The organism is Ruegeria faecimaris (genome assembly GCF_900182615.1).
Taxonomy (GTDB): Bacteria; Pseudomonadota; Alphaproteobacteria; order Rhodobacterales; family Rhodobacteraceae; genus Ruegeria; species Ruegeria faecimaris.
In genome coordinates, this window is record NZ_FXTE01000001.1 from 666,550 (window position 1) to 691,386 (window position 24,837).

A 24,837-nucleotide genomic window follows, 5' to 3' on the forward strand; every position below is an offset into this window, starting at 1 on the left:
CTTTTTTTTGGCCCTGACTTAATCGGTGACACCGAACAGCCGAAAATTGCTGGGAAATTTCCACCTCCGCGCCTATGATCCCGTAAAAGATCAAAAATTCGTGTTCGAGGGAAAATTCATGCACCATCCACTCCGCCTATTACTGGCGTTGATTTCCGCCATTCTTCTTGCGGTACCAGTACACGCACAAGACAGTGGGGCCGTGTCGTCTACGGTCACAATTCCAGAGGACCTGACGCCCGATCAGGTTGATGGCTTGGTGGCACGTATGTCCGACGATCAGGTTCGCGCCATTTTGCTGGAACGGCTCGATGCGGTTGCAGAAAAGCAGGCGGCAGCAAACGAAAACCATGAAGATCCGCTTACCGAAATCAGTGAAATCTGGGCCGAGATGGTTACCTCTTGGACGCAGGTTTTGACCACATTGCCAAATATCGTCGGCGCCCAGGTTGAGGCGTTCAGCAATTTCTCAGCGAAATTCGGATCTACCGGGGTGTTTGGCCTGTTTGGGTTGATCCTAGCAGTTCTGGTGGCCGGATACGCTGCTGAGAAATTGTTTGGGTTTCTCACCCGCAAATGGCACGAAGAGCCCGATGGGAATTCTGATGCCGATCTTTGGAGCGCGGTACGTTACTTGTTCCGCCGATTCTGCCGGGAAATCGCAGGACTTGTTGTGTTCTATGTTGTTATCCGGGCGATTGGACGGGGCTTGCTGACGACAGAACAGCTTACCTATGCCGCCCCATTCGTTTTCTACCTGATTTGGATTCCGCGTCTGGGCGCAGCCGCCTCACGCTTTGTGCTGGCGCCCAAAAAGCCACATTACCGGTTGGTCAACATAGACGATCATTGGGCCAAATATCTGCATCGCAACCTGATTGGCCTTCTTCTATTGATCGGCCTCACGCTCTTTATCGTACGGTTCAACTTGCTTAACGGTATCACCCCGGCCGATACGCGTATCGGTTTCTGGCTGAACGCTGGCATCCATATATACATTGGGATCATCGCTTGGACCGCGCGCGAAGGGTTGTCTCAGATGATGTTGGGCACGGATCCGGACCACACCAAATTCGATGAAAAGGTCGCTCATTACTATCCCTACTTCGCTATCGGCGTTTCGGTGGTGATATGGTTCCTGGTCGAATTCCTGATCGCACAGCGTGATCCCAGAACACTTGCCCTGCTTGGCAAAGGGCCACATTTCACGACGATGTTCTGGCTGCTGATCGCACCAGCGCTTGATACGCTGATCCGTGGCCTAGTGCGCCATCTTCAACCCCCAATGTTGGGCGACGGACCATTGGCCGAACGCGCCTATAAATCAGCCAAGCGCAGCTATATCCGGATCGGTCGCGTGCTGGCGGGCCTGTTTGTGGTCTTTATGATCGCACGGGTCTGGCAGCTTGATCTTCGACACGTCGCCTCTGCCGGGATCGGAACCGACGTTGGCGGTACGGTTATCGAATTCCTGATGATCATCGCTGTCGGATACATCTTGAACGAGGTCGTCTCACTATGGATCAACCGTCGTCTTGCCAAGGAACAGACAACGGCAGAAGAGCTGGATGAAGAGGCCGGTGGCGAGGGTGGCGGCGCAGGCGGTTCACGTCTGGCGACGGTTCTTCCCCTGCTGCGGATCACGGCTCAAGTCACGATTGCGGTCATCTTCGGCCTGCTCGCATTGGGCGCGCTGGGCATCAACATCACCCCACTTCTGGCAGGTGCCGGTGTCCTTGGTCTCGCGATCGGTTTCGGCGCTCAGAAGCTGGTGGCTGATATCGTCGGCGGTGTCTTCTTCCTTATCGACGATGCGTTTCGCGTGGGTGAATATGTCGATGTCGGTGGCACCATGGGCACCGTCGAGAAAATCTCGATCCGTTCGATGCAGCTCCGCCATCACCGTGGGCCCGTTCACACGATCCCCTATGGCGAGATTCAAAAGCTGACCAATTTCAGCCGTGACTGGGTGATCATGAAGCTAAAGTTCACCGTGCCGTTTGACACTGATCCCAACAAGGTCAAGAAGATCTTCAAGAAGATCGGCGCCGAGATGATGGCGGACGAAACTCACAAAGAAGGCTTCTTGCAGCCCTTCAAATCGCAAGGTGTGTTCGACTTTGATGATGTTGGCATGATCATCCGCGGCAAGTTCATGGCCAAGCCGGGCAAGCAGTTCACGCTGCGCAAGGAAATCTTCAACCGGGTGAAGGCCGAGTTCAATGCCAATGGCATCGACTTTGCCCGCCGCGAAGTTCGCGTAGCAATTCCTGGTCTGGAAGAGGCCGAGAACCTTACCGAACAACAAAAAGCTGCTGTTGGGGCCGCTGCGGCGGACTCGATCAACAAGGGAGAAACCCCAGCTTAAAGACCAGATACAGACGCCACGCGGCTTTTGGGCCACCTGGCAGGAAATACTATAGACGGAACCGGCCACTGGCGCGGTTCCGTTTCTTTTTCTGGGCACACAAAGCGCAGAAAAGCTCGAAATTAACTTATACCGGTGACGTTATTCGACCCTGCGCTGACTTGGCCCTTCCCACAGACGCGCCCTTGCCCTACAAGGCCCGCAATCTCGGCCACCATGGATACAGGACAAACGATGCAAGAGCCCGCCATCACACCGGATCTGATTGCCGCGCACGGGTTGAAACCCGAAGAATACGAGATGATCCTGGAGATTATCGGGCGCGAGCCAACCTTTACCGAGTTGGGCATTTTCTCGGCCATGTGGAACGAGCATTGTTCCTACAAATCCTCCAAGAAATGGCTGCGCACCCTGCCCACCTCTGGACCCCAGGTGATCTGCGGGCCGGGTGAAAATGCAGGTGTGGTCGATATCGGCGATGGTCAGGCCGTGGTCTTCAAGATGGAAAGCCACAACCATCCGTCTTACATCGAACCCTATCAAGGTGCGGCCACCGGTGTTGGAGGTATCCTGCGCGATGTTTTCACCATGGGTGCGCGCCCAATCGCATCGATGAACGCGCTGTCTTTTGGTGAACCCGGCCACCACAAGACCCGTCAGCTGGTCAATGGCGTGGTCGAAGGTATCGGCGGCTATGGCAACTGTTTCGGCGTGCCTTGCGTTGGCGGCGAAGTGCGCTTTCACCCGGCCTATAATGGCAACTGCCTTGTGAATGCCTTCGCAGCCGGGCTGGCTGACAGTGACAAGATTTTCTACTCAGCCGCATCGGGCGTCGGCATGCCGGTTGTCTATCTTGGAGCCAAGACCGGACGCGACGGCGTGGGCGGAGCCACCATGGCCAGCGCCGAATTTGACGACACGATCGAGGAAAAGCGCCCCACCGTTCAGGTTGGCGACCCGTTCACCGAAAAACGCCTGATGGAAGCGACGCTGGAGCTGATGCAAACCGGCGCAGTGATCTCGATCCAAGATATGGGCGCGGCGGGCCTGACCTGTTCCGCAGTTGAGATGGGGGACAAAGGCGGTCTGGGCGTTCGGCTTGATCTGGAAAACGTCCCCCAGCGCGAAGAGAACATGACAGCCTATGAGATGATGCTGTCGGAATCCCAAGAACGCATGTTGATGGTTCTCAAACCCGAGCTTGAGGCCGAGGCTCGCGCCGTTTTCGATAAATGGGATCTGGATTTCGCTATCGTGGGTGAAACCGTCGCCGAAGATCGCTTTCTGATCATGCATAATGGTGAGGTCAAAGCCGATCTGGTTCTATCCAAACTCTCCTCAACCGCGCCCGAATATGATCGCCCGTGGGAGCCTACACCGCAAGCAGAAGATCTGGCCGACGTGCCTCAGATCGACCCAATCGACGGTCTGCGCGCCCTGCTCGCTTCGCCCAACTATGCGGGCAAGCAATGGGTTTACGAGCAGTATGACACCATGGTTATGGCCGATTCCGTGCGTACGCCTGGTCTGGGCGCCGGCATGGTTCGTGTACACGGCACCGACAAAGTTCTTGCTTTCACCAGTGACGTGACCCCGCGCTATGTGCGAGCTAACCCTGTTGAAGGCGGCAAGCAAGCTGTTGCCGAAGCCTACCGCAACCTGACCGCCGTCGGGGCATTGCCGCTGGCGACCACTGACAACCTGAATTTTGGCAACCCAGAAAAGCCCGAGATCATGGGCCAGTTCGTCGGCGCGATCCAAGGCATTGGTAAGGCCGTCGCAGCGTTGGATATGCCCATCGTGTCCGGCAACGTGTCGCTTTACAACGAAACCGACGGTCAGGCGATCCTGCCGACCCCGACAATTGGAGCGGTCGGCCTTCTGGCGCACACGGACGAGATCATAGGTAATGAGGTCCGCGACGGCCACGTGGCTCTGGTCATCGGCGAAACGCAGGGGCATCTGGGCCAATCCGCGCTTCTGGCCGAAGTGTTCAACCGCGAAGATGGCGACGCGCCGCATGTCGATCTTGACGCCGAAAAGCGCAACGGAGAGTTCATCCGCGCAAACCGAGAGATGATCAAAGCCTGCACCGATCTTGGCGATGGTGGTCTGGCATTGGCGGCCTTCGAACTGGCCGAGGCAACCGGCGTCGGCATCACGCTTGACGACGCCTCGACCGAATTCCTGTTTGGCGAGGATCAGGCCCGTTATCTGGTCGCCTGCAACTTTGACCAGGCCGAAGCCCTGATGATTGCCGCAGGTCAGGCTGGCGTTCCACTGGTATCGGTCGGGCGGTTCACGGGCGACAGCGTCCGCATCGGCTCTTCTGAGGCCTTGCTTGATGAACTGACTGCCACTTTCCGCAACAGCTTCGCCGAAGCCGTCGCCTGATTTTGGGGCCTGCGCTTCTGAAAACCTGCACTTTGACAAGTGCAGGTTTTTGTCATTTCGGGGCGTTTATCTGACCCTTGCGCGCCCCGCCCCGGCGCACTACATCTTGGGAAAGACTTTCAGGAGAAACCTACATGCCGATGAGCGCCCACGAGATTGAGAACCTGCTGCGCGACGCGTTTCCCGATGCGGACATTCAGGTCGGCGGCAGCGACGGCGTACATATGTCGGCCATGGTTGTGGATGAGAGCTTTCGTGGCAAAAACCGGGTGCAACAGCAACGAGCAGTCTATGCAGCCCTCAAAGGTAAGATGGACGGCCCGGATGGCGACTTGCACGCGTTGGCGCTGACGACGAAAGTGCCTGAGTGAGCACGACTTTCTGGATTTACGGGATTTGCTCTTTGGTGACGCTGGTTGGGTGCATATTGGTTGTTCAATCAACTTCTTTACCCGGTACCAATAAGAAAGCTCGCGGAAGCGAACCCGGCCAAGGAGATCAACTAATAACTCATGGCGTGCATACGGGCGGCCCGGGCGGTGGACACCCGACTGTGGCGAGGGTGACCCGAGATCCGCAGCAATACGCAAAAGCCATGGCTCCAAGAAAATGAGTACATGGCTGGCTTGGATTTCAGCAATCGCGGCTTTGATAGTTGCCGCCGCGCTGATCGAGGCCTATGTGAAGCGAAACAGAAAGCGTAAACTGGTCGACATGCGTCCAAACCCGGACGAAATCAGCAAGGTTGACGGCATCGAGAGATACGGGCTGAATCCGCTGGCCCTGGCGCAGGCCGAACACCGACGGCTGGAAAAGGAAGGATGGGTCGCCGCCCCATCACAGGATGAAACGACCGCCCCGGATGCGGATGACAAGGAAAAGTAACATGACCGACGTGAAAACCCAGATCGATGAGACCGTCAAAGCCAATGATGTGGTGCTATATATGAAAGGCACCAAGGAAATGCCGCAATGCGGATTCTCCTCGCGCGTGGCAGGCGTGCTGAACTACATGGGCGTAGAATTTGCTGACGTGAATGTACTGGCCGACGAAGGCTTGCGTCAGGGGATCAAGGACTATTCTGACTGGCCGACTGTTCCGCAACTCTATGTCAAAGGCGAGTTCGTAGGCGGATGCGACATCATCACCGAGATGACCCTGTCGGGCGAATTGGACACGCTGTTTGACGAAAACGGTGTCGGCTACAACAAGGAAGCCGCTGATAAAATCAGAGAAGCAAACGCCTGATCAGCGGCTGACGCAATTTCCCAATAAGACCTGCTCGCTGGCGGCATCTGCACCTGTCGCCAGAAAGCTCACCGTGGCGTCCCAGCCTTTGGAGCGCAGGATGTAAGTGCCAGTTGTTCCGTCGGATTCATAGCGGATACCAGAGCCGCTCTGAGCTTGGCGCAAAGTCACCAGCTTATTGTCGACCATCATGGCTGCCGCGCTGGATCCGTCCTCGGCATTGAAATAGGCAACCTCAAGAGGCACGCCGTTATCACAAGTAAATGTGACGGGCAGAATATCGATCCCAGCCCAGGAAACCTGCGCTGACACAGACATGAAAGTCGCAATAGCAATAGTACGCATATTTATCATTTCGTTGACTTTTCTTCTATGAATACCGCCATTGCCTCGGCCCGAGCAGCCAATTCTGCCAAGGTGTCAGTGACCGAAGGTGGAACCACGGCAACTTCAATTCTTTCCGGCTCGGGCTGTGGCATGCTGCGCAGGTTCCGAAGCTCGGCTTCGGCCTCCGCTAGCTTATTTTCCAGCGAGTTGATCTTGTCACCCGTGGCGGCGGCTTTGTCTGCCAACATCAATCCAGCCATCAAAAGCATCCGGGATTCAGGCATCCGACCGATCTGATCCGACAATACCTGCGCTTCATCATCCAGCAATTTAGCAGCAGCTTGCAGGAAAACCTCTTCGCCTTCCTGGCATGAAACCTCAAAGCCGCGCCCCCCGATTTGAATGGTCAATTCAGGCATTATTCCACCTCTCCTTCGGCCAGTTTCGCCTGAGACAGCAACGGTTCCAACCGGGCCAGCACGGCATGTGCTTCGGCCGCATCGGTGGCCTGCGCTGCGCGCGTTGCCTCAAGCTCGGCAGCTGTGGCACGATTCAACAGATCCGCATCGGTCATTCCGTCTTCTGCAGCTGCGCGCAGCTCTTCGACCGACATTCGTAGTTGTTCGTTGGCTTTGCGCATGCGCTGCAGATCATCATCCAGACGCGACATCGCCGAGCCATGGCTACTGCGTTCGGCGCGCAGCATTTCTAACTCAGCGCTGAGTTCCGCCACGCGTTCACTATCCGCCAATTCCGAACGAAGACGGGCATTTTCGGCTTTCAGTTCTTCGACAACATCCTGATCTTCCAATGCTGCCTTTGCGCTTGCCAACTCGGCCCGTGCGGCTTCGACCGAGGTAAGCTGTGCCCTGGCATCTTCGAGTTGCTCGCGCAGCGCTGCACTTTCCTGACTATCAGACGGCGTATTGCGCAAGCCTTCGATTTCTAGGCGCATGGCATCGACTTCGGAATCGTGCCTTTCTTTTAATGATCTGAGACGCTCTTCAAGTTGAGCATTCGCAACCCTCTCATCATCCAGAGCTACACGCAGAGTGTCATCTTCTCCACTGTTGCCTGCGCCAACTTCCGCCATTGTCGCAATGCCGGATCCAATCCGATCCATCGCGGCCACAATACGGCGTTGTAGTTCTTCGATCTGGCTCATGCCCCTGCCACCTTTTTTATCAAGGTTCCTTTGTTTCGCGAGGTTATCCGAATCAACCTTGTTCGCGTCTTGGCCTAGTCTAACCCAATGGCATCGAAAATACCCACTGTTTGCTTTCAACGACTTGGGTCACATTCTTGATCCAGCAAAACCCTGCAGCACCCAGTTCTACTTGCACTTTGAGGGCTGAATGGTATTGAGCGGCCATCTGCCTGTAATCCAAAGGAACAACACCCGTGGACCTGACTGCGCTGCGCAATGCCAACCCCGAACACTGGGACAAAGCTGCGGCCATCCGCACATTGACCCTCGACGCCGTCGCCGCCGCCAATTCCGGCCATTCCGGTATGCCAATGGGCATGGCCGATGTCGCGACTGTACTGTTCGAAAAGCACCTTAAATTCGACGCCTCGGCCCCAAACTGGCCCGACCGCGACCGGTTCATCCTGTCCGCCGGTCACGGCTCGATGCTGATCTATTCGCTGTTGTATCTCACTGGGAACGCTGACGTTACGCTGGAACAGATCAAGAATTTCCGTCAGCTGGGCGCAAAAACTGCAGGTCACCCCGAGAACTTCCTTGTCAACGGGATCGAAACCACAACCGGCCCGCTGGGTCAGGGGATCTCGAACGCCGTTGGTTTTGCCATGGCCGAGGAAATCCAGCGCGCTCATTACGGCAAGAAGATCGTAGATCACTATACCTATGTCATCGCGGGCGACGGCTGCCTTATGGAAGGCGTTAGCCAAGAGGCCATCACGCTGGCCGGCCGTCACGAGCTGGGTAAGCTGATCGTGTTCTGGGACAACAACAACATCACCATCGACGGCACGGTCGACATAGCTGACCGGACCGATCAGGTGAAACGTTTTGCCGCCTCGGGCTGGCAGGTCATCGAGATTGATGGTCATGATCCGCAGGCCATCGACGAGGCCATCACCAAGGCGAAATCGTCAAACAAGCCGACCATGATCGCCTGTGAAAGCCATATTGCTTTGGGTCACGCCGCGCAGGATACCTCGAAAGGCCACGGCGCCCTGACCGATCAGGAACAGCTGAAAGCGGCCAAAGAGGCCTATGCCGCCCCGCATGGCGCCTTCGAAGTCCCGGCAAATGTCAAATCAGTCTGGGAAGCAATCGGTTCGCGCGGCGCAGCCGAGCGTTCTGCGTGGGAGGAGCGTTTCGCGCAGATCTCTGAACGCAAACAGGCCGAGTTCAACCGCTCTTATGCGTTCGAGGCACCCAAAAAGCTGGCCGGGGCCATCCGCTCGTTCAAAAAGCAGATGTCGGAAGATCAGCCCAAGTTGGCCACCCGTGCCTCGTCCGAGAAAGTTCTGAACGCGGTCAATCCGATCATGCCGGAAACTATTGGCGGCTCTGCTGACCTGACCGGTTCGAACAACACGAAATCGGCCGATATGGGCGTGTTCCTGCCGGAAAACCGCAAGGGTCGGTACATCCATTATGGTATCCGCGAACACGGCATGGCCGCCGCGATGAACGGTATGGCGCTGCATGGCGGCATCCGCCCCTATGGCGGTACCTTCATGGCGTTCACCGACTATGCGCGGCCCTCGATGCGGCTTGCAGCGCTGATGAAGATACCCACGGTCTTTGTGATGACCCATGACTCGATCGGTCTGGGCGAAGACGGCCCGACCCACCAGCCGGTCGAGCATCTGGCGATCTCACGCGCGACACCGAATACCTATGTTTTCCGCCCGGCGGATGCCGTTGAAACAGCGGAATCCTGGGAACTGGCGCTGACCTTCAAGGACAGCCCTTCGGTCTTGTCTCTGACCCGCCAAGGCGTGCCGACCGTACGCAAGGATCACAAAACCAAAAACCTGACTGCACAAGGCGGCTATGTTCTTGCCGAAGCCGAAGGCAAGCGTCAGGCAATCCTGATCGCAACCGGTTCGGAAGTGTCGCTGGCGATGGAAGCCAAGGCGATGCTCGAGGCCGAGGGCATTGGCACGCGCGTCGTGTCGATGCCATGCATGGAACTGTTCGCCGAGCAGGATGAAGCGTATCGCAAGCGGGTTCTGCCCGGTGGAGCCGTCCGTGTCGGCATCGAGGCCGCCGTCCGCGCCGGAGGCTGGGACCGCTGGCTGCTGGGTGAACGCGGCCGTGACGCCAAGGCGGGCTTCATCGGCATGTCGGGCTTTGGCGCGTCTGCGCCCGCTGATGAACTGTACAAACATTTCGGCATCACTGCCGAGGCCACAGTTGCAAAGGTCAAGGAATTGCTGGAGCTGTAATTCCCAATTTCAAACATCAAGCGAAGGGCGGCCTTGCGCCGCCCTTTTCGTTTTCTGATTAATGCGTTTCAGATTTCCGAGACAAAATCGGCGCGACCACCTTGGTTGCAATCGGGATCAGCACGAACCCCCAGGCCAGTCCGAATATGCCATCCATCGTGGCTTTGGAAATCCACTCCACGGCACCTTCCCATTGCGCCGAAACCGCATGCCCGGCTGCATAGGCCATGTCATGGATTTGATGCCCCAACCAGCCAAAACCCAGAACCTCAAGCCCGTGAATGATGATCGAGCCGCCAACCCACAGCATCGCAGCTGTGCCGACAATCGACAGCACTTTCATGACAACCGGCATCGCCTTAACCAATCCACGCCCCAATCCGCGCCCGATCGGCGTTGGTGCGTTCCGCGCCAGGAAAAGGCCCACATCGTCCATCTTCACGATCAAGGCGACCGAGCCATAAACGGCTAGGGTCACACCTAGTCCAACAACGGCCAGCGTTGCCGCCTGCATCCAGATATTCGGTGCCTCGATGGCGGCCAGGGCGATTGTCATGATCTCGGCGGACAGGATGAAATCGGTTTTGATCGCACCCTTGACCTTCTGCTCTTCCAGATGGCCCGGGTCTTTGACCTTCATATCTTCATCTATGACGTGGCTGCCATGAGGGAAAAGCAGGTGAAATATCTTTTCTGCCCCTTCGAAGCACAAATAGGACCCGCCAAGCATCAACAAGGGCGTTATCAACCAGGGTGCAAAATTGGCCAGCAACAAAGCGACTGGCAACAGCAGAATAATCTTGTTGAAAATCGAGCCGCGCGCAATGCGCCAGATGATCGGCAATTCCCGCGCCGGGGCAAAGCCCTGCACATATTTCGGAGTAACTGCTGCATCGTCGATGATCACGCCCGCAGTCTTGGCCCCGGCCTTGCCGGCGGCAGCGACCACATCGTCCACTGACGCCGCAGCAACCTTCGCTATGCCAGCAACATCATCCAACAGTGCCAACAAACCACTCATGCGTGTTTCCTCTCATCTCACCTGTCGCCAAGGGACCCTACCCGATCCGACGGCTAGCGCAAGCGTTAGCGCAACCGGCGAAGGTTTGCGCTAACACGTTAAGAATATGTCACTTTTGCCCTTTTGAGAAAGCGTCTGTGCCGCTATATGCCCCGCAGAGCAAGCGCATTTTTGGAGACGTCAGATGACCATCAAGGTCGGCATCAATGGATTTGGCCGTATCGGCCGCTGCACCCTGTCGCATATTGCGGCATCGGCCCGCAACGACATCGAAGTGATCAAGGTCAACGCAACCGGCCCATTGGAGACTACCGCCCACCTGCTGAAATACGACAGCATCCACGGCCGCTTTCCCCGCGATGTTTCGATCGAAGGCAACACCATGGATTTGGGCCGCGGCCCAATGGAGGTGTTCTCGACTTACGATATGAACGAGCTTGATTGGGAAGGTTGTGACGTCGTTTTGGAATGCACCGGAAAATTCAACGATGGCCTGAAAGCCAAAACGCATCTGGAACGCGGTGCTCAGAAGGTTCTTTTGTCTGCGCCAGGCAAGAATGTCGATAAAACCATTGTCTATGGCGTGAACCACAACAGCCTGGTTACTGAAGATAGAATGGTTTCGAATGGCTCTTGCACTACGAACTGCCTTGCTCCGCTTGCCAAGGTGCTGGACGAAGGTATCGGGATCGAACACGGTATCATGACTACGATCCATGCCTATACCGGCGACCAGCCGACACTGGATCGCCGTCATAGTGACCTGTATCGCGCGCGCGCTGCGGCAATGTCCATGATCCCAACTTCAACAGGTGCAGCCAAAGCTCTGGGCGAAGTTCTGCCGAACCTGAAGGGTCGTTTGGACGGCTCGGCTATCCGTGTACCAACACCAAACGTTTCTGCTGTCGACCTGACTTTCCATGCGGCGCGTGACGTGACTGTCGAAGATGTTAATGCCATCGTTCGTGAAGCATCACGGGGATCAATGCAGCGCGTCGTGGGCTATGAGCCTGCGCCGCTGGTCTCGACCGATTTCAATCATACCGAAGAAAGCTCGATTTTCGCACCAGACCAGACACGGGTCGTTAACAACCGCATGGTTCGTGTTCTGGCTTGGTATGACAACGAATGGGCCTTCTCGGTCCGTATGGCAGACGTCGCCGTTGCCATGGGACGGCTTAACTAAAACGCCGTAGAAATGTTGTACCTTTACACCCGCTCAGTTTATCTGGGCGGGTGTTTTCATTCGGGGCCAACATGACCAATCAAATTGCTATCTGGCTTGGCATTCTAATACTTGGCTGTCTGCTAGTCGATTACGCAATGTTCGGCTCTGAGAACCTGATCTTCCTGGGAAAGAAACTTTACACCTTCCTGGACTGGCTCGCCTTCTGGCGCTGACAGAGGTTTTTCTTGACTTTTTCCTTGATCTAGCTTTGTTAGCGCTAACTTTGCAATAACAGACACCCAGACGGAGCAGACCATGACACTCAAGTTGGCAATCAATGGATTTGGACGGATCGGGCGCGGTGTTTTGCGGGCCTTGATGGAATCTGGGCGGACCGACGTTCAGATCGTGGCCATAAACGATTTGGCCAAGCCCGAAATTAACGCGCATCTCTTTGAATTCGACAGTGTGCATGGACGTTATACAAAGCCCGTTTCCCTGACCGACGCCGGTTTGGATGTCGGTGCAGGCCCCATCCGCCTAACCAGCGAACGTGAGCCTGAGAAACTCGATTGGTCCGATATTGACGTTGTTCTCGAATGCACAGGCGTGTTCCGCACGCGCGAAGCCGCGGCGCGCCATTTTGACAACGGCGCCAAAAAAGTTCTGATTTCTGCTCCTGCCCGCGGGGATGGTGCGGTCAAAACCATCGTCTTCGGGGTAAATGACCATGAACTGACCGTCGAGGATACGATCGTTTCGAACGCATCCTGCACGACCAACTGTTTGTCACCCGTTGCTGCGGCGCTGGACGAGGGTTTGGGCATTGTCCACGGAAACATGACAACCGTTCATGCCTATACAGCCAGCCAACCAGTTCACGATACCGCCGGAAAAGACCCGTATCTGTCACGCGCGGCTGCATTGTCGATGATTCCCACCACTACGGGGGCAGCCTCAGCCGTAGGTCTCGTATTGCCCCAGTTGGCAGGTAAATTGACTGGACAGGCAATCCGTGTACCCACTCCGAACGTCTCGGTTGTGGATCTGGTGGCCGAGGTGTCGCGCCCAACAACCGAAGAAGAGGTCAACCAGTTGTTCATTGATGCCGCGGCCAATATTCGCGGTGTCCTGGCTGCGGAAAGCCGCCCACTAGTGTCGATCGACTTCAATCACGACGCACACAGTTCGACCGTCTCTTTGGCTGAAACCAAGGTGACAGACGGCACGTTGGTCCGGGTGCTGGCCTGGTACGACAATGAATGGGGCTTTTCTAACCGGATGCTGGACACGGCGGCCGCGATGGGCGCGCTATCCTAAGCGCGCACGCAGCGCGTCATTTACGCGGGGCGTGACGAAATTCGACACGTCCCCGTTCAATCGCGCGATCTCTTTCACCAGTTTCGAGGCAATCGCCTGATGGCGGGCCTCAGCCATAAGGAACACCGTCTCGATCGAGTCGTCCAAAGCGCGGTTCATACCGACCATCTGGAACTCATACTCGAAATCCGCAACAGCACGCAGGCCTCTGACAATGACCTGAGCACCTACGTCGCGGGCACAGTTGATAAGCAGGTTTTCAAAAGGATGGGCGACAATTTCAGTTCCGGTCTGTTCGGAAAGAAAGGAACATTCGGCTTCGATCATCTCGACCCGTTCTTCCAACGAAAATAACGGCCCCTTTTCCCGATTGATCGCCACCCCAATCACGAGCTTGTCAACCAGAGCGGCCGCGCGACGGATGATATCAATATGACCCAGGGTGATCGGATCAAATGTTCCGGGATACAATCCAACCCTCATTGCCGCCTCCTGCGCAACGAAATTTCTGCGCAAGCAAACATAACTTGGCTATGGGTGCAAGTAGTTGCGTCGCGTTTCTATGGGCTTAATGGCCCATGATCATGCCTTCCAATGCGTCTTTTTCCATTGCCAGTTCGGAAAGCTGTGCTTTGACAACGTCGCCTAGGGTAACAATGCCAACGAGGTTACCGTCCTCAACAACCGGCATATGGCGAAAGCGCCCTTCGGTCATCCGCGACATTATATCCTGGACAGTATCCTGTTGCGTCGCTGTCACCAGCTCGCGGGTCATATACGCGCTTACGGGTTTTGATAGGCATCCGCTGCCGCTTGCGGCCAGTTCGCGCACAATGTCACGCTCTGATAAGATGCCCGATGCGGTCTTGCCGCCGTCTTCTGATACAACCACCGTTCCGATGCGCTTTTCTGCAAGGATTCCTGCAACCTCTGAAACTGTGCGCGAAGGAGCAACTGTCACCACGCCTCCGGTGGCTTTGGATTTCAGAATGGCCTGAACAAGCATTGACGTAACCTCCGAAATAACTTCGTGTTTTCCAAAGCGTTGCCGGAATGAAATAGCCTGTCAAGGTGAAGCTTCAGCCTCAAGCCGCTCAACTTCATCGCGAATCCCTTGGGACAGGGCCTGCGCGAACCGATTCAACCGCTCGTTTCGTTGGTCACCTTGATGTCGAACCAGATGAAAACTGCGTGTCAAACTCACTTGATCAACTAATATTTTCTTCAACTTCGGGTGAAATGGCAGTGTGAAATCATGCGCAATGCAGATCCCTGATCCCTGGGAAACCTGCCGCAGTTGGACAGAGACCGAATTCGAGGCCAGCGCGACACGGTCAACACCCAGATCGACCAGATAGTCCAGTTCGCGGTCGAATATCATATCAGGTATGTATCCGATCATACGATGCCCCCCTAACGTTCTGATGGAATGAACTGCAGGGTGATCGGCAAGGTATTCCTGCGTTGCGACAAGATGAAGTTTGTAATCGGTAATTTTCTGTACAAGCAGTTTTCCAGCGGTTGGTGCACTAACGGTCACGGCCATATCGGCTTCACGGCGGGAAAGGTTGATGACGCGCGGCAAGGCCAGAATTTGTATGTCCAGATTGGGATTGGCGTCACAAATCTTGCCACACACCTGCGGCAACAAGTAGTTCGCACACCCGTCCGGTGCGCCGATCCGGATTTGCCCGCTCAACCTCTCAGATGGTTCTGCCATGGCGCCTGCTGCAGCTCGCATCGCCTCTTCGGCTTTTAGACCGTGGTCCATCAAACGCTCACCAGCCGAGGTCAGCACATATCCCTGCTGCGATTTGGTGAACAGCGGCGCATCCAGAGACGCTTCCAACCGCGCAACACGGCGTCCGACCGTAGCCGGGTCAATCCGAAGTAATCGTCCCGCCGCCGAAAGGCTTTCTTCGCGGGCTACAGCCAGAAAGACCCTCATATCATCCCAATTAGGTGTCACGCTTCACCTTTGCAATTTTGCAAAACACCTTTGGGACATTGCCTCTGTTCAAGCCATTTATGCAAGCCTATTCTGCGCGCAGACCTTCGGAGGAATTCGCAATGAACGAACTGTCCCATTTCATCAACGGTGAGAATGTCGCCGGCACGTCCGGCCGATATGATGACGTGTTCAACCCCGCTACCGGCGAGGTACAGTACAAATGCCCGATGGCAAGTGCTGCCGAGACCACAGCAGCCATTGCTAGCGCCGCAGCCGCACAACCGGCCTGGGGTGCAACGAACCCGCAAAAACGCGGGCGCGTGATGATGGCGATGGTTCACCTGATGAACCGCGACATGGACAAGCTGGCCGAAGCGCTCAGCCGCGAGCACGGCAAGACGATCCCTGACGCGAAAGGCGATCTGCAGCGCGGTCTGGAAGTGATCGAATACTGCATCGGTGCTCCGCAGATGTTGAAAGGCGAATTCACCGACAGTGCGGGCCCAGGCATCGACATGTATTCTATGCGCCAGCCTTTAGGGGTTGTGGCCTCGATCATGCCGTTCAACTTCCCGGCCATGATGCCTCTGTGGCATGTGGGCCCTGCCCTGGCCTGTGGCAACGCTGTTGTTCTGAAACCGTCCGAGCGCGATCCTTCAGTACCTTTGATGCTGGCGGAACTTTTCGTTGAGGCAGGTTTGCCCAAAGGTGTGTTCCAGGTGGTCAATGGCGACAAAGAGGCCGTGGACACCCTGTTGGACAGCGAGATCATTCAGGGCGTTTCCTTTGTGGGCTCGACCCCTATCGCGCAGTACATCTATTCGCGCGCCACGGCCAACGGCAAACGCGCGCAGTGTTTCGGCGGTGCCAAGAACCACATGATCGTCATGCCCGACGCCGATCTTGACCAGGCAGCAGATGCCCTGGTTGGCGCCGGTTTCGGCGCGGCCGGCGAACGCTGCATGGCCGTATCGGTTGCCGTCCCAGTCGGAGAGGATACCGCCGACGCGCTGATCGAAAAGCTTATTCCGCGTATCGAGAAACTGAAGGTCGGCCCCTACACTGCCGGCGATGATGTTGACATGGGACCGGTCGTGACCGGTGCTGCCAAAGAGCGCATTTTGGGACTGATCAGCTCGGGCGTGGAACAGGGCGCCAAGCTGGTTGTCGATAATCGTGACTTTAGCCTGCAAGGCTATGAGGACGGTTTCTTCGTCGGCCCGCATCTGTTCGACCACGTGACGCCCGAAATGGACATCTATAAGCAAGAGATCTTTGGCCCGGTTCTGTCGACCGTCCGCGCCGGGTCCTACGAAGAGGCGATTGGCCTGGCCATGGACCACGAATACGGCAACGGCACCGCGATCTTTACCCGTGACGGCGACACCGCGCGTGATTTTGCCAGCCGGATCAATATTGGCATGGTCGGTATCAACGTTCCGATCCCGGTTCCGTTGGCCTATCACACCTTTGGCGGTTGGAAGAAATCCATGTTCGGTGACCTGAACCAGCATGGTGCGGATAGCTTCAAATTCTATACACGCACAAAAACGGTCACCGCGCGTTGGCCTTCAGGCATCAAAGAAGGCGGCGAGTTCAACTTCAAAGCCATGGACTGATCCAAACGAAAGCGGCGGATCCACACAGCCCGGCCACCACTGGCCGGGCTTTTTTCAATACACGGCCAAGTTTCGCTTGTGATGTTCGCTTCACAATAAATTCACTCAACACTCCCTAGGAAATCTGATCAGCAAAACATAAGTTACACGCAGTTTCGCGCAAGCAGTTCCTGAACCGGAGGCCAATTTGTCAGATCCCCGCATGACCCGTCGCTCTGCATTGTTAGGTGCAGCGTCTCTGTTGATGACACCTGCACTGGTGCGCGCACAAAGCAGCGCCGATGCTTTCCCGCTTGACGAAGAGGCGATCAGCACACAGCTAGCTGTGCGGCGGAATGTCTCTTCATTCTCGCACCAGAATTGGCAGGATCACTTCGATGAGTTAGGTGTCGGCTGCCTGCTGGCAGATATCACAAGCCGCGCTGTACACTATTGGGGGGCTGACGGGACGTACAAACTGTACCCCAGCTCAGTCCCTATGAGCGAAGAACTCACAAGGCGTGGTTATACCGAAGTAGTACGCAAGCGCGAAAACCCAAGCTGGACCCCGACCGCCTCAATGCGCGAGCGCGACCCGAACCTGCCCATCCGAATAGAAGGTGGCGAGTCCGGAAATCCGCTGGGTACGCGGGCGATGTATCTGGGCTGGCCAGCATATCTGGTGCACGGCACGCACGATACACGCAAGATTGGACGCCAAAGTTCTTCTGGATGTATTGGCCTTTATAATCAGCATGTTGAAGAGTTATATCCGCTGGTTCAGGTTGGCACCAAGGTCAGATTGGTCTGACAGAATGCCCCGGCCATAACGGCCGGGGTTTTTGCTTGATCACGGTGGTTGCCAATTATTCCGGCAGGATCACCGCATCGACGACGTGGATCACGCCATTGCTGGCCTCGATATCGGCCTGCACAACCTTGGCGCCATTCACTTTGACGCCGTTTTTACCATTCACACTCAGGCGATCACCCTGCACGGTCAGAACTTTGGTGCGCTTGCCAGCGATGTCCCCAGACATGACTTTGGCCGGAACCACATGGTAAGTCAGGATTGCGACCAGTTGGTCTTTGTTCTCGGGCAGTAGCAGCGTTTCCACTGTCCCTTCGGGCAGTGCGGCAAAGGCCTCATCCGTGGGGGCAAAAACGGTGAACGGACCGTCCCCTTTCAGCGTATCGACCAGACCCGCCGCTTGAACCGCTGCGACCAGTGTGGTGAATGATCCGGCAGATACGGCGGTATCCACGATATCGGCGGCCTTCGCTTGAACCGGCAAGGTAAGTGCGATTGCGGCGGCGGCGCTCAGGAAAGTACGGCGAAACATATTTGAGATCTCCTATCCAGGTTGTTATGGAAAGGGGTACGGGCGTTTCGCTGCACCGGATCAATTTGGTGTCAGATTTATTTGACCTGAACCCAAATACTTTGCGCGCGCCCATCTTTCAAAAACGGCAGCGCCTCGACCGCATCCTGGCGATCCTGTTGAAAGAAGTATCCAGGCCAAAGCATTGAATATGCACTAGATTGCAACAATGCATGCAACATATATTGCTCGCCCCATCCCGGGCAGTCATAGAAGAACCGCTTGGGGTATTCGTAGGGTAGAAAAACATCGTGCACATGGATCACAACGCCTGGTTTTAAGGCCGGTATGATGCGGCAGAACAGATGCGCGACATCATTGCTCATCCGGACAACATGGCTGGAATCGATGAACAGGATGTCACCCGCTTCAAGCTGTTCAAAGAGGGCTGGATCGACCTCTTCCAACCGTTTCTGTTCGAATTGATCGACTACATGCGCGATGTCCGCGCGCGGATAAGGATCAATCGCGGTGATTTGCGTCTGCAGCCCGCCATCCAATACAGCCTGCCGTGTCACGCGCGTTGAATTACCGCAGCCAACCTCAATCACCCGCTTGGGTTTGAAACGACGGACCATAAGATACAACGCATCCGCATCTGGGCTGTCATAATACCCGTTGCCGATCCTATACCCGGTTTGATTGCGGGACGGATCCTTCAACGCGGCCAGAGCCTCCGCATGTTCAGCGTATTCCGCCACCAGCTGCGAGATGTCGAAATCGGCCATTCCCGGGGACAACGCATAAGCCGGACGGGTCAACCCGCCCGCCTGCTCGAACGCCTCTAGCCGGGCGCGCTCGTCCCGTTCGGTAACCTTGTCGATTAGCTTGACACCAAACCGATCGAGAACGGCGTTTAGCCGGGGGAATTTCCTGGGTTTCACACAAAGGCTCCGGGGTTCTTCTGAACTTTGACCCGTTCCTTACCGCTGCTTGCCCAAAGACCGCAAGGACTCTGCCGGTAAACACTTGGCAAAAAGCGTATTTCCGTATTCACTGTTTCGCATAAAGCTAGAAAGAGGGCCGCCATGCAGCAGGAATACACGCTGGGCATTGAGGAAGAGTATCTTCTGGTCGACCGCGACAGCCTTGAACTTGCCCAAGCACCCGCTGCACTGATGGAAGCCTGCCAGGCCGATTTTCAGGGCCAGGTCAGCCCCGAGTTTCTGCAGTGCCAGATCGAGGTTGGCACCCGCCCCCATGCAACGATCCGCACGGCCCGCGAAGATTTGAAGCGCCTGAGGGCGGGTGTGGCGGATCGGTCCGCCGAATACAATCTGGCTCCGATTGCTGTGTCCTGCCACCCCTTTGCGGACTGGAAGAAACAGCACCACACGCGCCGAGAGCGCTATGACGCCTTGCAGCATGCCCTGGGCGGTGTCGCGCGACGGATGCTGATCTGCGGGATGCACGTGCATGTCGGTGTTGAAGAACCGTCCTTGCGGGCCGACCTGATGCCGCAGCTTTCCTATTTCCTGCCGCATCTGTTGGCGCTGTCCACATCCTCGCCCTATTGGAACGGAGAGGATACCGGCCTGTCTTCCTATCGCCTGACCGTATTCGACAACCTGCCCCGCACCGGATTACCACCGGTTCTGGCCAGCTGGTCGGAATATGAACGTACGACAGGCATTCTGGTCGAACTTGGCGTGATCGAGGATACCTCGAAAATCTGGTGGGATTTGCGACCGTCTCATCGCTTTCCAACGCTCGAAACACGCATAATGGACGTGCAGCCTAGGTTGGAGCACACGTTGTCACTGGCTGCAATGGTACAGGCGCTGGTCCGAATGTTGTGCCGTCTGAAAGACCGCAACTTGCGTTGGCGGCAATATGACAGGTTCCTGATTGGTGAAAACCGGTGGCGGGCGCAGCGTTACGGTGTCGGCGAAGGCATGATTGATTTCGGGGATCGATCCATCAAGCCCATGCCGGAACTTATGGGTGAACTGATGGGTATGCTGGCCGAAGATGCCGAAGCACTGGGCACCATGACTGAACTTGCCCGGCTACAGCAAATCGCACAAAACGGCACATCTGCCACGCGGCAACGACGTGTTCACGCCGAAGCGACGGCCAAAGGTGCGGATGCAGGCAGGGCTGTGGTTCAGCATCTGATCGAAGAATTCCATCAGGATTTATGACCTGCCTCAAAGTATGATCTAATCGTTTTCGCAATATCCCTGTCAGGAATTGCTGGGCGTGCAAAATTTCTGTAAGAATCAGGAAATAAACACTCGTTCAATTCATCCGGCGACGTGGGAGGAAACCAATGGATTTTGCACCAACCGAAGAGCAAACTGCTATCTTCGATATGGCCTATGAGTTCGGGCAGGAGCATATCGCACCCTTCGCCCGGCAATGGGAGGCAGATGGCACAATTCCCAAAGACCTTTGGCCCCGTGTAGGGGAGCTTGGCTTTGGCGGTCTCTATGTGTCCGAAGATAGTGGCGGTTCCGGTCTTAGTAGGCTGGATGCGACGATGGTGTTCGAGGCCCTTTCGATGGCTTGCCCTTCAGTCGCGGCCTTCCTGACGATCCACAACATGTGCGCCAAGATGTTGGACACATTTGCCGCGGATGAGCTGAAATCGCGGATCATGCCGGATATTCTTAACCTGAACACAGTCCTCAGCTACTGCCTGACCGAACCCGGATCAGGCTCGGACGCCGCCGCGCTGAAAACTCGCGCCGAACGCACGAACGAAGGTTATACGCTGAACGGAACAAAAGCCTTCATCTCGGGCGGCGGATACTCAGATGCTTATGTCTGTATGGTGCGCACCGGACAGGATGGCCCCAAAGGGATTTCAACTCTGTATGTCGAAGATGGCACTCCAGGTCTTAGCTTTGGCGCGCTTGAACAAAAGATGGGCTGGAAAAGCCAACCAACGGCGCAGGTTCAGTTTGACGACTGCAAAGTTCCGGCGGGCAATCTTGTGGGTACAGAAGGTGACGGATTCAAATATGCGATGATGGGCCTGGATGGCGGTCGCTTGAATATTGCCTCATGTTCTTTGGGGGCGGCACAAGCAGGTCTGAACATGACGCTTCAGTATATGTCCGAGCGTCAGGCATTCGGGAAGTCGATTGATCAGTTTCAAGCGCTGCAGTTCAGGCTTGCGGATATGGAAATAGAATTGCAGGCGGCCCGGACGTTCTTGCGTCAGGCAGCCTGGAAACTGGACACTGGCGCACCGGATGCCACCAAGTTCTGTGCAATGGCCAAGAAATTCGTGACTGAAACCGGATCAAAAGTGGTCGACCAATGCCTGCAACTGCACGGCGGTTATGGGTATCTCGCCGATTACGGTATCGAAAAGCTTGTCCGCGACTTGCGCGTTCATCAAATTCTGGAAGGCACAAACGAGATCATGCGCGTCATTGTTTCTCGTCAGATGCTTGCCCAACGCTGAGACCCCGATGTCAGATATTGAAATTCACACTACCGGCCGCGCTGGACGCATCACTCTGACACGCCCCAAAGCTTTGAACGCGCTGAGTTATGACATGTGCATGGCGATAGATACGGCCATGCGCAACTGGCGCGAGGACGAGTCAGTTGACCTGATCATACTGGACGCCGTTGGCGATAAAGCATTTTGCGCCGGGGGAGATATCGCAGAGCTTTATGATACCGGGTGCAAAGGCGACTTTGCCTATGGGCAGACTTTCTGGCGCGATGAATACAGGCTGAATGCACTGATTTTCGAATACCCCAAGCCCGTGGTCAGTTTCCTACAAGGGTTTACTATGGGTGGCGGCGTCGGAATTGGGTGCCACGGAAGCCACCGCATAGTCGGTGAAACATCTCAGATTGCCCTGCCCGAGTGCTCTATCGGTTTGGTGCCGGATGTTGGTGGCTCTCTGATGCTCGCGCTGGCTCCGGGTCGACTGGGAGAATACTTGGGCACAACAGGTCACCGAATGGGCCCTGCGGACGCCATTTATGCGGGCTTTGCCGACCATTTTATCCCCATTGAAGAATGGCCCGGCCTGATCGAACTGCTCGAAGCTTCCGGGAACACAGACCTGTTGGTCGAGCATTCCCAGACGCCACCCACAGGTAACCTTGAAAAGGTTCAGGCGGAAATCGACGTGCTTTTCAATGGCGAGGGGTTGAACGACATCCTCAACGCGTTGCGCTTCTCCGAAACCCCGTTCTCTGACGCGGCGCAAAAGTTGATGGGCCGCAACTCTCCACTATCCGTGGCTTGTACCATTGAAATGATTCATCGGCTTAAGGCGCTGGATCTGTCGATCCGAAAAGCCCTGGAGATGGAGTACCGCTTTACGGCGCGCGCCATGGAACACGGAGATTTTCTGGAAGGTATCCGCGCGCAGATCATAGACAAGGATCGCTCTCCAAATTGGCGTCACCATGGCAAACCTGTTCCCGCCGTGGATATTTCCGCAATGCTGCGGCCCCTGGGCAGCGTCGCCCTGACATTCGAGGAGGATTAAAGAATGAAAATCGGGTTTATCGGCCTTGGAAACATGGGCAATCCAATGGCAGTCAATCTTGCCAATGCCGGGCATGAAGTCGCTGGGTTTGATATGGCCGAGGTGTCGGTTTCCGGTGTTACTTTGACTGGGTCAGGGGCCGACGCTGCAAAAGACGCAGACATCGTCATCACCATGCTTCCGAATGGCCAGATACTTCGATCCGTCGCAAATGAGATCATTCCAGCGATGAATGAAGGGGCCGTCTGGGTCGATTGTTCGACAGTGGATGTCGACAGCGCTCGAGCTGTTGCCGATATGGCTTTGGCTGCGGGAGTTTTGACCGTCGACGCGCCCGTCTCGGGCGGTATCGGAGGCGCCTCGGCTGGGACGCTGACATTCATGGCAGGTGGAAGCGCCGAGGCATTCGAAAAAGCCCGGCCCTTGTTCGACATCATGGGGCAAAAGGCAGTGCATTGCGGAGACGCGGGCGCGGGTCAGGCGGCCAAGATCTGCAACAACATGATTTTGGGCGTCACCATGATTGCAACCTGCGAGGCCTTCGCGCTGGCCGACAAGTTGGGGCTAGACCGGCAGAAAATGTTCGACGTTGTCAGCACCTCCTCGGGCTATAGCTGGACGATGAACGCATACTGCCCTGCCCCAGGCATCGGCCCGCAAAGCCCGGCCGACAATGGTTATCAACCCGGCTTTGCCGCCGAACTGATGTTGAAAGACCTGCGTCTCAGTCAGCAGGCAGCGGAAAGCTCGGATGCCGACACCCCAATGGGGATGATGGCGACCGAGCTGTATCAGCAATTCGTCGAAAGCGAAGATGGGCTGGGGCTGGACTTCTCGGCCATGCTTCCGCGATTTGAAAAGCGGGGTCGGAACTAGGATGCCCTTGGGCGGCTTCCTGCCCATAGGGTTGACCCCTTTCCTGCCGATGTCCATCTAATGGAGAGGTTCAGCATCGATTCTTGGGGCTACGATGACGCATAATTTGGTCAAAGCGCTTACTGTTCTTGCTCTGGTCGTGACCCCGGTGGCGGCCATGGCCGGTAACGGGAAGGGAAACGGCAAGAACAAGAATGACGATAAGGTCATCCGCATAGCGCCTCAGGGCGGTATTGTTGTAACTGGAAACGCCGGCCACTGCCCGCCGGGTCTGGCCAAGAAAAACGTACCCTGTGTCCCTCCGGGACAGGCCAAAAAGCTGTATAGAAATGGCGAGTTTATCAATGGCGACTATCGCTGGATTGATGATCCGTTTCGGTATGGCCTGAATAGGGGAAGCTATGTCCGCGCAGGCGACTACGTGTATCGTGTCGACCCGGATACACGCAAAGTTCTGAACCTGATCGGCGCGGTTGCAGACATCCTGAACTGACAATCGCGGCCTGAATTCAAGCGGTCGAAAAGCAACCTCTGTCGATTTGAGAAAGTAAGCAGGCTCGGGCATTTTTCAGCCTGTTTTCAAAATTTTGACGCAATCTAACATCATCATAAACCTCACTATTTCGAGGTTTTATTATGAATACTGAAAACGTGCTATTAGAGCTCCGCGGCCCATGGAACGTACCGATACATTTCAGCCAAAGCCTTATTTTTCTGGTTTTGATCGTTGTCGGAATTAACGCCGATCCGGTCAACCTGCCCTATGCGCTCGCCTTCGTGGCGATTCTGTTGATTTCGATTCTTCTGCACGAGTTTGGCCACGCATTGGGCTGTCTTGTGCAGGGCGTGCCCGTCAATCGAGTCGTCCTTTATGGGGGCGGCGGATTCTGCGAACATCGCCGGTCGACCTCGGCATATGAAGACGAATTGATTGTGGCTATGGGGCCGATTGTGAACCTGACCCTGTGGGCGGTGTGTTCATTGCTGGAACCGTTTTCCAACTCGCCTGAAATTGGCTGGGTTCTGATGGTGACGGCAGAGCTAAACCTGTGGCTGGCGCTGTTTAACATGCTGCCCCTGATGCCGCTTGATGGGGGGCGTCTGCTCTTCGCTTTGCTCACGCGCATTATGTCGGCGAACTCAGCCGCACGTGTTTCCGGGTTTATTGGGCTGGTTGGCGTTCTGCTGTGGATCCCGATGATGATCTTTGCCTATATCAGCTTCGGCTTCGTGTTCCTGTTCTTTCCGCCAATACTGCGCCACTGGCAGATGCTGCGATACGCCAGATACTGAA

26 protein-coding genes are annotated in these 24,837 nt (G+C 55.9%); 17 read left to right on the forward strand and 9 right to left on the reverse strand.

All coding sequences use genetic code 11. The annotated features are described in order from the left end of the window. Positions 1–118 precede the first annotated feature (118 nt). The 5 genes from FN806_RS03340 to grxD all read left to right on the forward strand — a co-directional run bounded on the left by FN806_RS03340 (position 119) and on the right by grxD (position 6,011). Positions 119–2,368 carry a mechanosensitive ion channel family protein gene (locus tag FN806_RS03340; RefSeq protein ID WP_142633999.1) on the forward strand — a complete coding sequence of 750 codons (2,250 nt, stop codon included), beginning with the start codon at positions 119–121 and terminating at the stop codon, positions 2,366–2,368. A 234-nt stretch (positions 2,369–2,602) separates the two neighbouring features. Next, the gene (purL, locus tag FN806_RS03345; protein WP_142635129.1) at positions 2,603–4,762 is read left to right on the forward strand and encodes a phosphoribosylformylglycinamidine synthase subunit PurL; all 2,160 of its coding nucleotides are present in this window, start codon (positions 2,603–2,605) and stop codon (positions 4,760–4,762) included. A gap of 134 nt (positions 4,763–4,896) precedes the next feature. After that, on the forward strand, positions 4,897–5,133 hold the full coding sequence (locus tag FN806_RS03350) for a BolA/IbaG family iron-sulfur metabolism protein (RefSeq protein WP_142634001.1): 237 nt from the start codon (positions 4,897–4,899) through the stop codon (positions 5,131–5,133). 238 nt (positions 5,134–5,371) lie between these two features. Next, positions 5,372–5,647, forward strand: a complete 276-nt coding sequence (locus FN806_RS03355; RefSeq protein ID WP_142634003.1) for a hypothetical protein — start codon at positions 5,372–5,374, stop codon at positions 5,645–5,647. Position 5,648: 1 nt separating this feature from the next. Next, the gene (gene grxD, locus FN806_RS03360) at positions 5,649–6,011 is read left to right on the forward strand and encodes a Grx4 family monothiol glutaredoxin (RefSeq protein WP_142634005.1); all 363 of its coding nucleotides are present in this window, start codon (positions 5,649–5,651) and stop codon (positions 6,009–6,011) included. Here the strand turns inward: grxD and FN806_RS03365 are convergent, their stop codons facing one another. The 3 genes from FN806_RS03365 to FN806_RS03375 are packed head-to-tail and all read right to left on the reverse strand — an operon-like array spanning position 6,012 to position 7,503. Then, positions 6,012–6,356, reverse strand: a complete 345-nt coding sequence (locus FN806_RS03365; RefSeq protein ID WP_246097133.1) for an MliC family protein — start codon at positions 6,354–6,356, stop codon at positions 6,012–6,014. It abuts the gene before it with no gap. 5 nt (positions 6,357–6,361) lie between these two features. Then, the gene (locus tag FN806_RS03370; RefSeq protein ID WP_142634009.1) at positions 6,362–6,757 is read right to left on the reverse strand and encodes a cell division protein ZapA; all 396 of its coding nucleotides are present in this window, start codon (positions 6,755–6,757) and stop codon (positions 6,362–6,364) included. Continuing rightward, positions 6,757–7,503, reverse strand: a complete 747-nt coding sequence (locus FN806_RS03375; RefSeq protein ID WP_142634011.1) for a coiled-coil domain-containing protein — start codon at positions 7,501–7,503, stop codon at positions 6,757–6,759. Before FN806_RS03375 ends, FN806_RS03370 begins: the two co-directional genes overlap by 1 nt. 236 nt (positions 7,504–7,739) lie before the next feature. On the opposite strand from FN806_RS03375, the gene tkt reads away from it, so the two are divergent. Next, complete coding sequence (gene tkt / locus FN806_RS03380; protein ID WP_142634013.1) at positions 7,740–9,764, forward strand: transketolase; 2,025 nt, start codon at positions 7,740–7,742, stop codon at positions 9,762–9,764. A gap of 58 nt (positions 9,765–9,822) precedes the next feature. Here tkt and FN806_RS03385 read toward each other — a convergent pair whose 3' ends face one another. Continuing rightward, positions 9,823–10,785, reverse strand: coding sequence for a DUF808 domain-containing protein (locus tag FN806_RS03385; RefSeq protein WP_142634015.1), 963 nt, complete (start codon positions 10,783–10,785; stop codon positions 9,823–9,825). A gap of 184 nt (positions 10,786–10,969) precedes the next feature. Between FN806_RS03385 and gap (FN806_RS03390) the strand changes: the two genes are divergently transcribed. The 3 genes from gap (FN806_RS03390) to gap (FN806_RS03395) all read left to right on the forward strand — a co-directional run bounded on the left by gap (FN806_RS03390) (position 10,970) and on the right by gap (FN806_RS03395) (position 13,273). Then, positions 10,970–11,971, forward strand: a complete 1,002-nt coding sequence (gap, locus tag FN806_RS03390) for a type I glyceraldehyde-3-phosphate dehydrogenase (protein ID WP_142634017.1) — start codon at positions 10,970–10,972, stop codon at positions 11,969–11,971. 71 nt (positions 11,972–12,042) lie between these two features. Further along, positions 12,043–12,186 (forward strand): hypothetical protein, encoded by a 144-nt coding sequence (locus FN806_RS20385; RefSeq protein ID WP_185956611.1) that lies wholly within the window; start codon positions 12,043–12,045, stop codon positions 12,184–12,186. An 82-nt stretch (positions 12,187–12,268) separates the two neighbouring features. After that, positions 12,269–13,273: a type I glyceraldehyde-3-phosphate dehydrogenase gene (gene gap / locus FN806_RS03395; protein ID WP_142634019.1), complete on the forward strand. Its 1,005-nt coding sequence runs from the start codon at positions 12,269–12,271 to the stop codon at positions 13,271–13,273. Here gap (FN806_RS03395) and coaD read toward each other — a convergent pair. From coaD to FN806_RS03410, 3 genes are all read right to left on the reverse strand, one after another. Further along, the gene (coaD, locus tag FN806_RS03400; RefSeq protein WP_142634021.1) at positions 13,265–13,756 is read right to left on the reverse strand and encodes a pantetheine-phosphate adenylyltransferase; all 492 of its coding nucleotides are present in this window, start codon (positions 13,754–13,756) and stop codon (positions 13,265–13,267) included. The genes gap (FN806_RS03395) and coaD overlap by 9 nt on opposite strands. Before the next feature lie 85 nt (positions 13,757–13,841). Further along, on the reverse strand, positions 13,842–14,279 hold the full coding sequence (locus tag FN806_RS03405; RefSeq protein WP_142634023.1) for a CBS domain-containing protein: 438 nt from the start codon (positions 14,277–14,279) through the stop codon (positions 13,842–13,844). A 60-nt stretch (positions 14,280–14,339) separates the two neighbouring features. After that, positions 14,340–15,242 carry a LysR family transcriptional regulator gene (locus tag FN806_RS03410; RefSeq protein WP_142634025.1) on the reverse strand — a complete coding sequence of 301 codons (903 nt, stop codon included), beginning with the start codon at positions 15,240–15,242 and terminating at the stop codon, positions 14,340–14,342. A gap of 101 nt (positions 15,243–15,343) precedes the next feature. On the opposite strand from FN806_RS03410, the gene FN806_RS03415 reads away from it, so the two are divergent. Both FN806_RS03415 and FN806_RS03420 read left to right on the forward strand, forming a co-directional pair. Next, positions 15,344–16,843 (forward strand): CoA-acylating methylmalonate-semialdehyde dehydrogenase, encoded by a 1,500-nt coding sequence (locus FN806_RS03415; RefSeq protein ID WP_142634027.1) that lies wholly within the window; start codon positions 15,344–15,346, stop codon positions 16,841–16,843. Positions 16,844–17,045: 202 nt separating this feature from the next. After that, a complete protein-coding gene (locus tag FN806_RS03420; RefSeq protein WP_185956612.1) occupies positions 17,046–17,633 on the forward strand; it encodes a L,D-transpeptidase in 588 nt (195 codons plus the stop codon). 55 nt (positions 17,634–17,688) lie between these two features. On the opposite strand, the gene FN806_RS03425 is transcribed toward FN806_RS03420, so the two are convergent. Both FN806_RS03425 and FN806_RS03430 read right to left on the reverse strand, forming a co-directional pair. Next, positions 17,689–18,165: a fasciclin domain-containing protein gene (locus tag FN806_RS03425; protein WP_142634031.1), complete on the reverse strand. Its 477-nt coding sequence runs from the start codon at positions 18,163–18,165 to the stop codon at positions 17,689–17,691. Between the two features lie 77 nt (positions 18,166–18,242). Beyond that, positions 18,243–19,088: a class I SAM-dependent methyltransferase gene (locus FN806_RS03430; RefSeq protein WP_142634033.1), complete on the reverse strand. Its 846-nt coding sequence runs from the start codon at positions 19,086–19,088 to the stop codon at positions 18,243–18,245. 144 nt (positions 19,089–19,232) lie between these two features. Here FN806_RS03430 and FN806_RS03435 point away from each other — a divergent pair, with 144 nt between their 5' ends. From FN806_RS03435 to FN806_RS03460, 6 genes are all read left to right on the forward strand, one after another. After that, positions 19,233–20,348: a carboxylate-amine ligase gene (locus FN806_RS03435; RefSeq protein ID WP_142634035.1), complete on the forward strand. Its 1,116-nt coding sequence runs from the start codon at positions 19,233–19,235 to the stop codon at positions 20,346–20,348. 128 nt (positions 20,349–20,476) lie between these two features. After that, the gene (locus FN806_RS03440; protein WP_142634037.1) at positions 20,477–21,619 is read left to right on the forward strand and encodes an acyl-CoA dehydrogenase family protein; all 1,143 of its coding nucleotides are present in this window, start codon (positions 20,477–20,479) and stop codon (positions 21,617–21,619) included. Positions 21,620–21,626: 7 nt separating this feature from the next. After that, positions 21,627–22,667 carry an enoyl-CoA hydratase/isomerase family protein gene (locus FN806_RS03445; RefSeq protein ID WP_142634039.1) on the forward strand — a complete coding sequence of 347 codons (1,041 nt, stop codon included), beginning with the start codon at positions 21,627–21,629 and terminating at the stop codon, positions 22,665–22,667. 3 nt (positions 22,668–22,670) lie between these two features. Then, a complete protein-coding gene (gene mmsB, locus FN806_RS03450; RefSeq protein WP_142634041.1) occupies positions 22,671–23,543 on the forward strand; it encodes a 3-hydroxyisobutyrate dehydrogenase in 873 nt (290 codons plus the stop codon). Positions 23,544–23,637: 94 nt separating this feature from the next. Continuing rightward, positions 23,638–24,036: a hypothetical protein gene (locus tag FN806_RS03455; protein WP_142634043.1), complete on the forward strand. Its 399-nt coding sequence runs from the start codon at positions 23,638–23,640 to the stop codon at positions 24,034–24,036. A 143-nt stretch (positions 24,037–24,179) separates the two neighbouring features. Next, positions 24,180–24,836, forward strand: a complete 657-nt coding sequence (locus FN806_RS03460; RefSeq protein ID WP_142634045.1) for a site-2 protease family protein — start codon at positions 24,180–24,182, stop codon at positions 24,834–24,836. The last annotated feature ends 1 nt before the right edge of the window (position 24,837 follow it).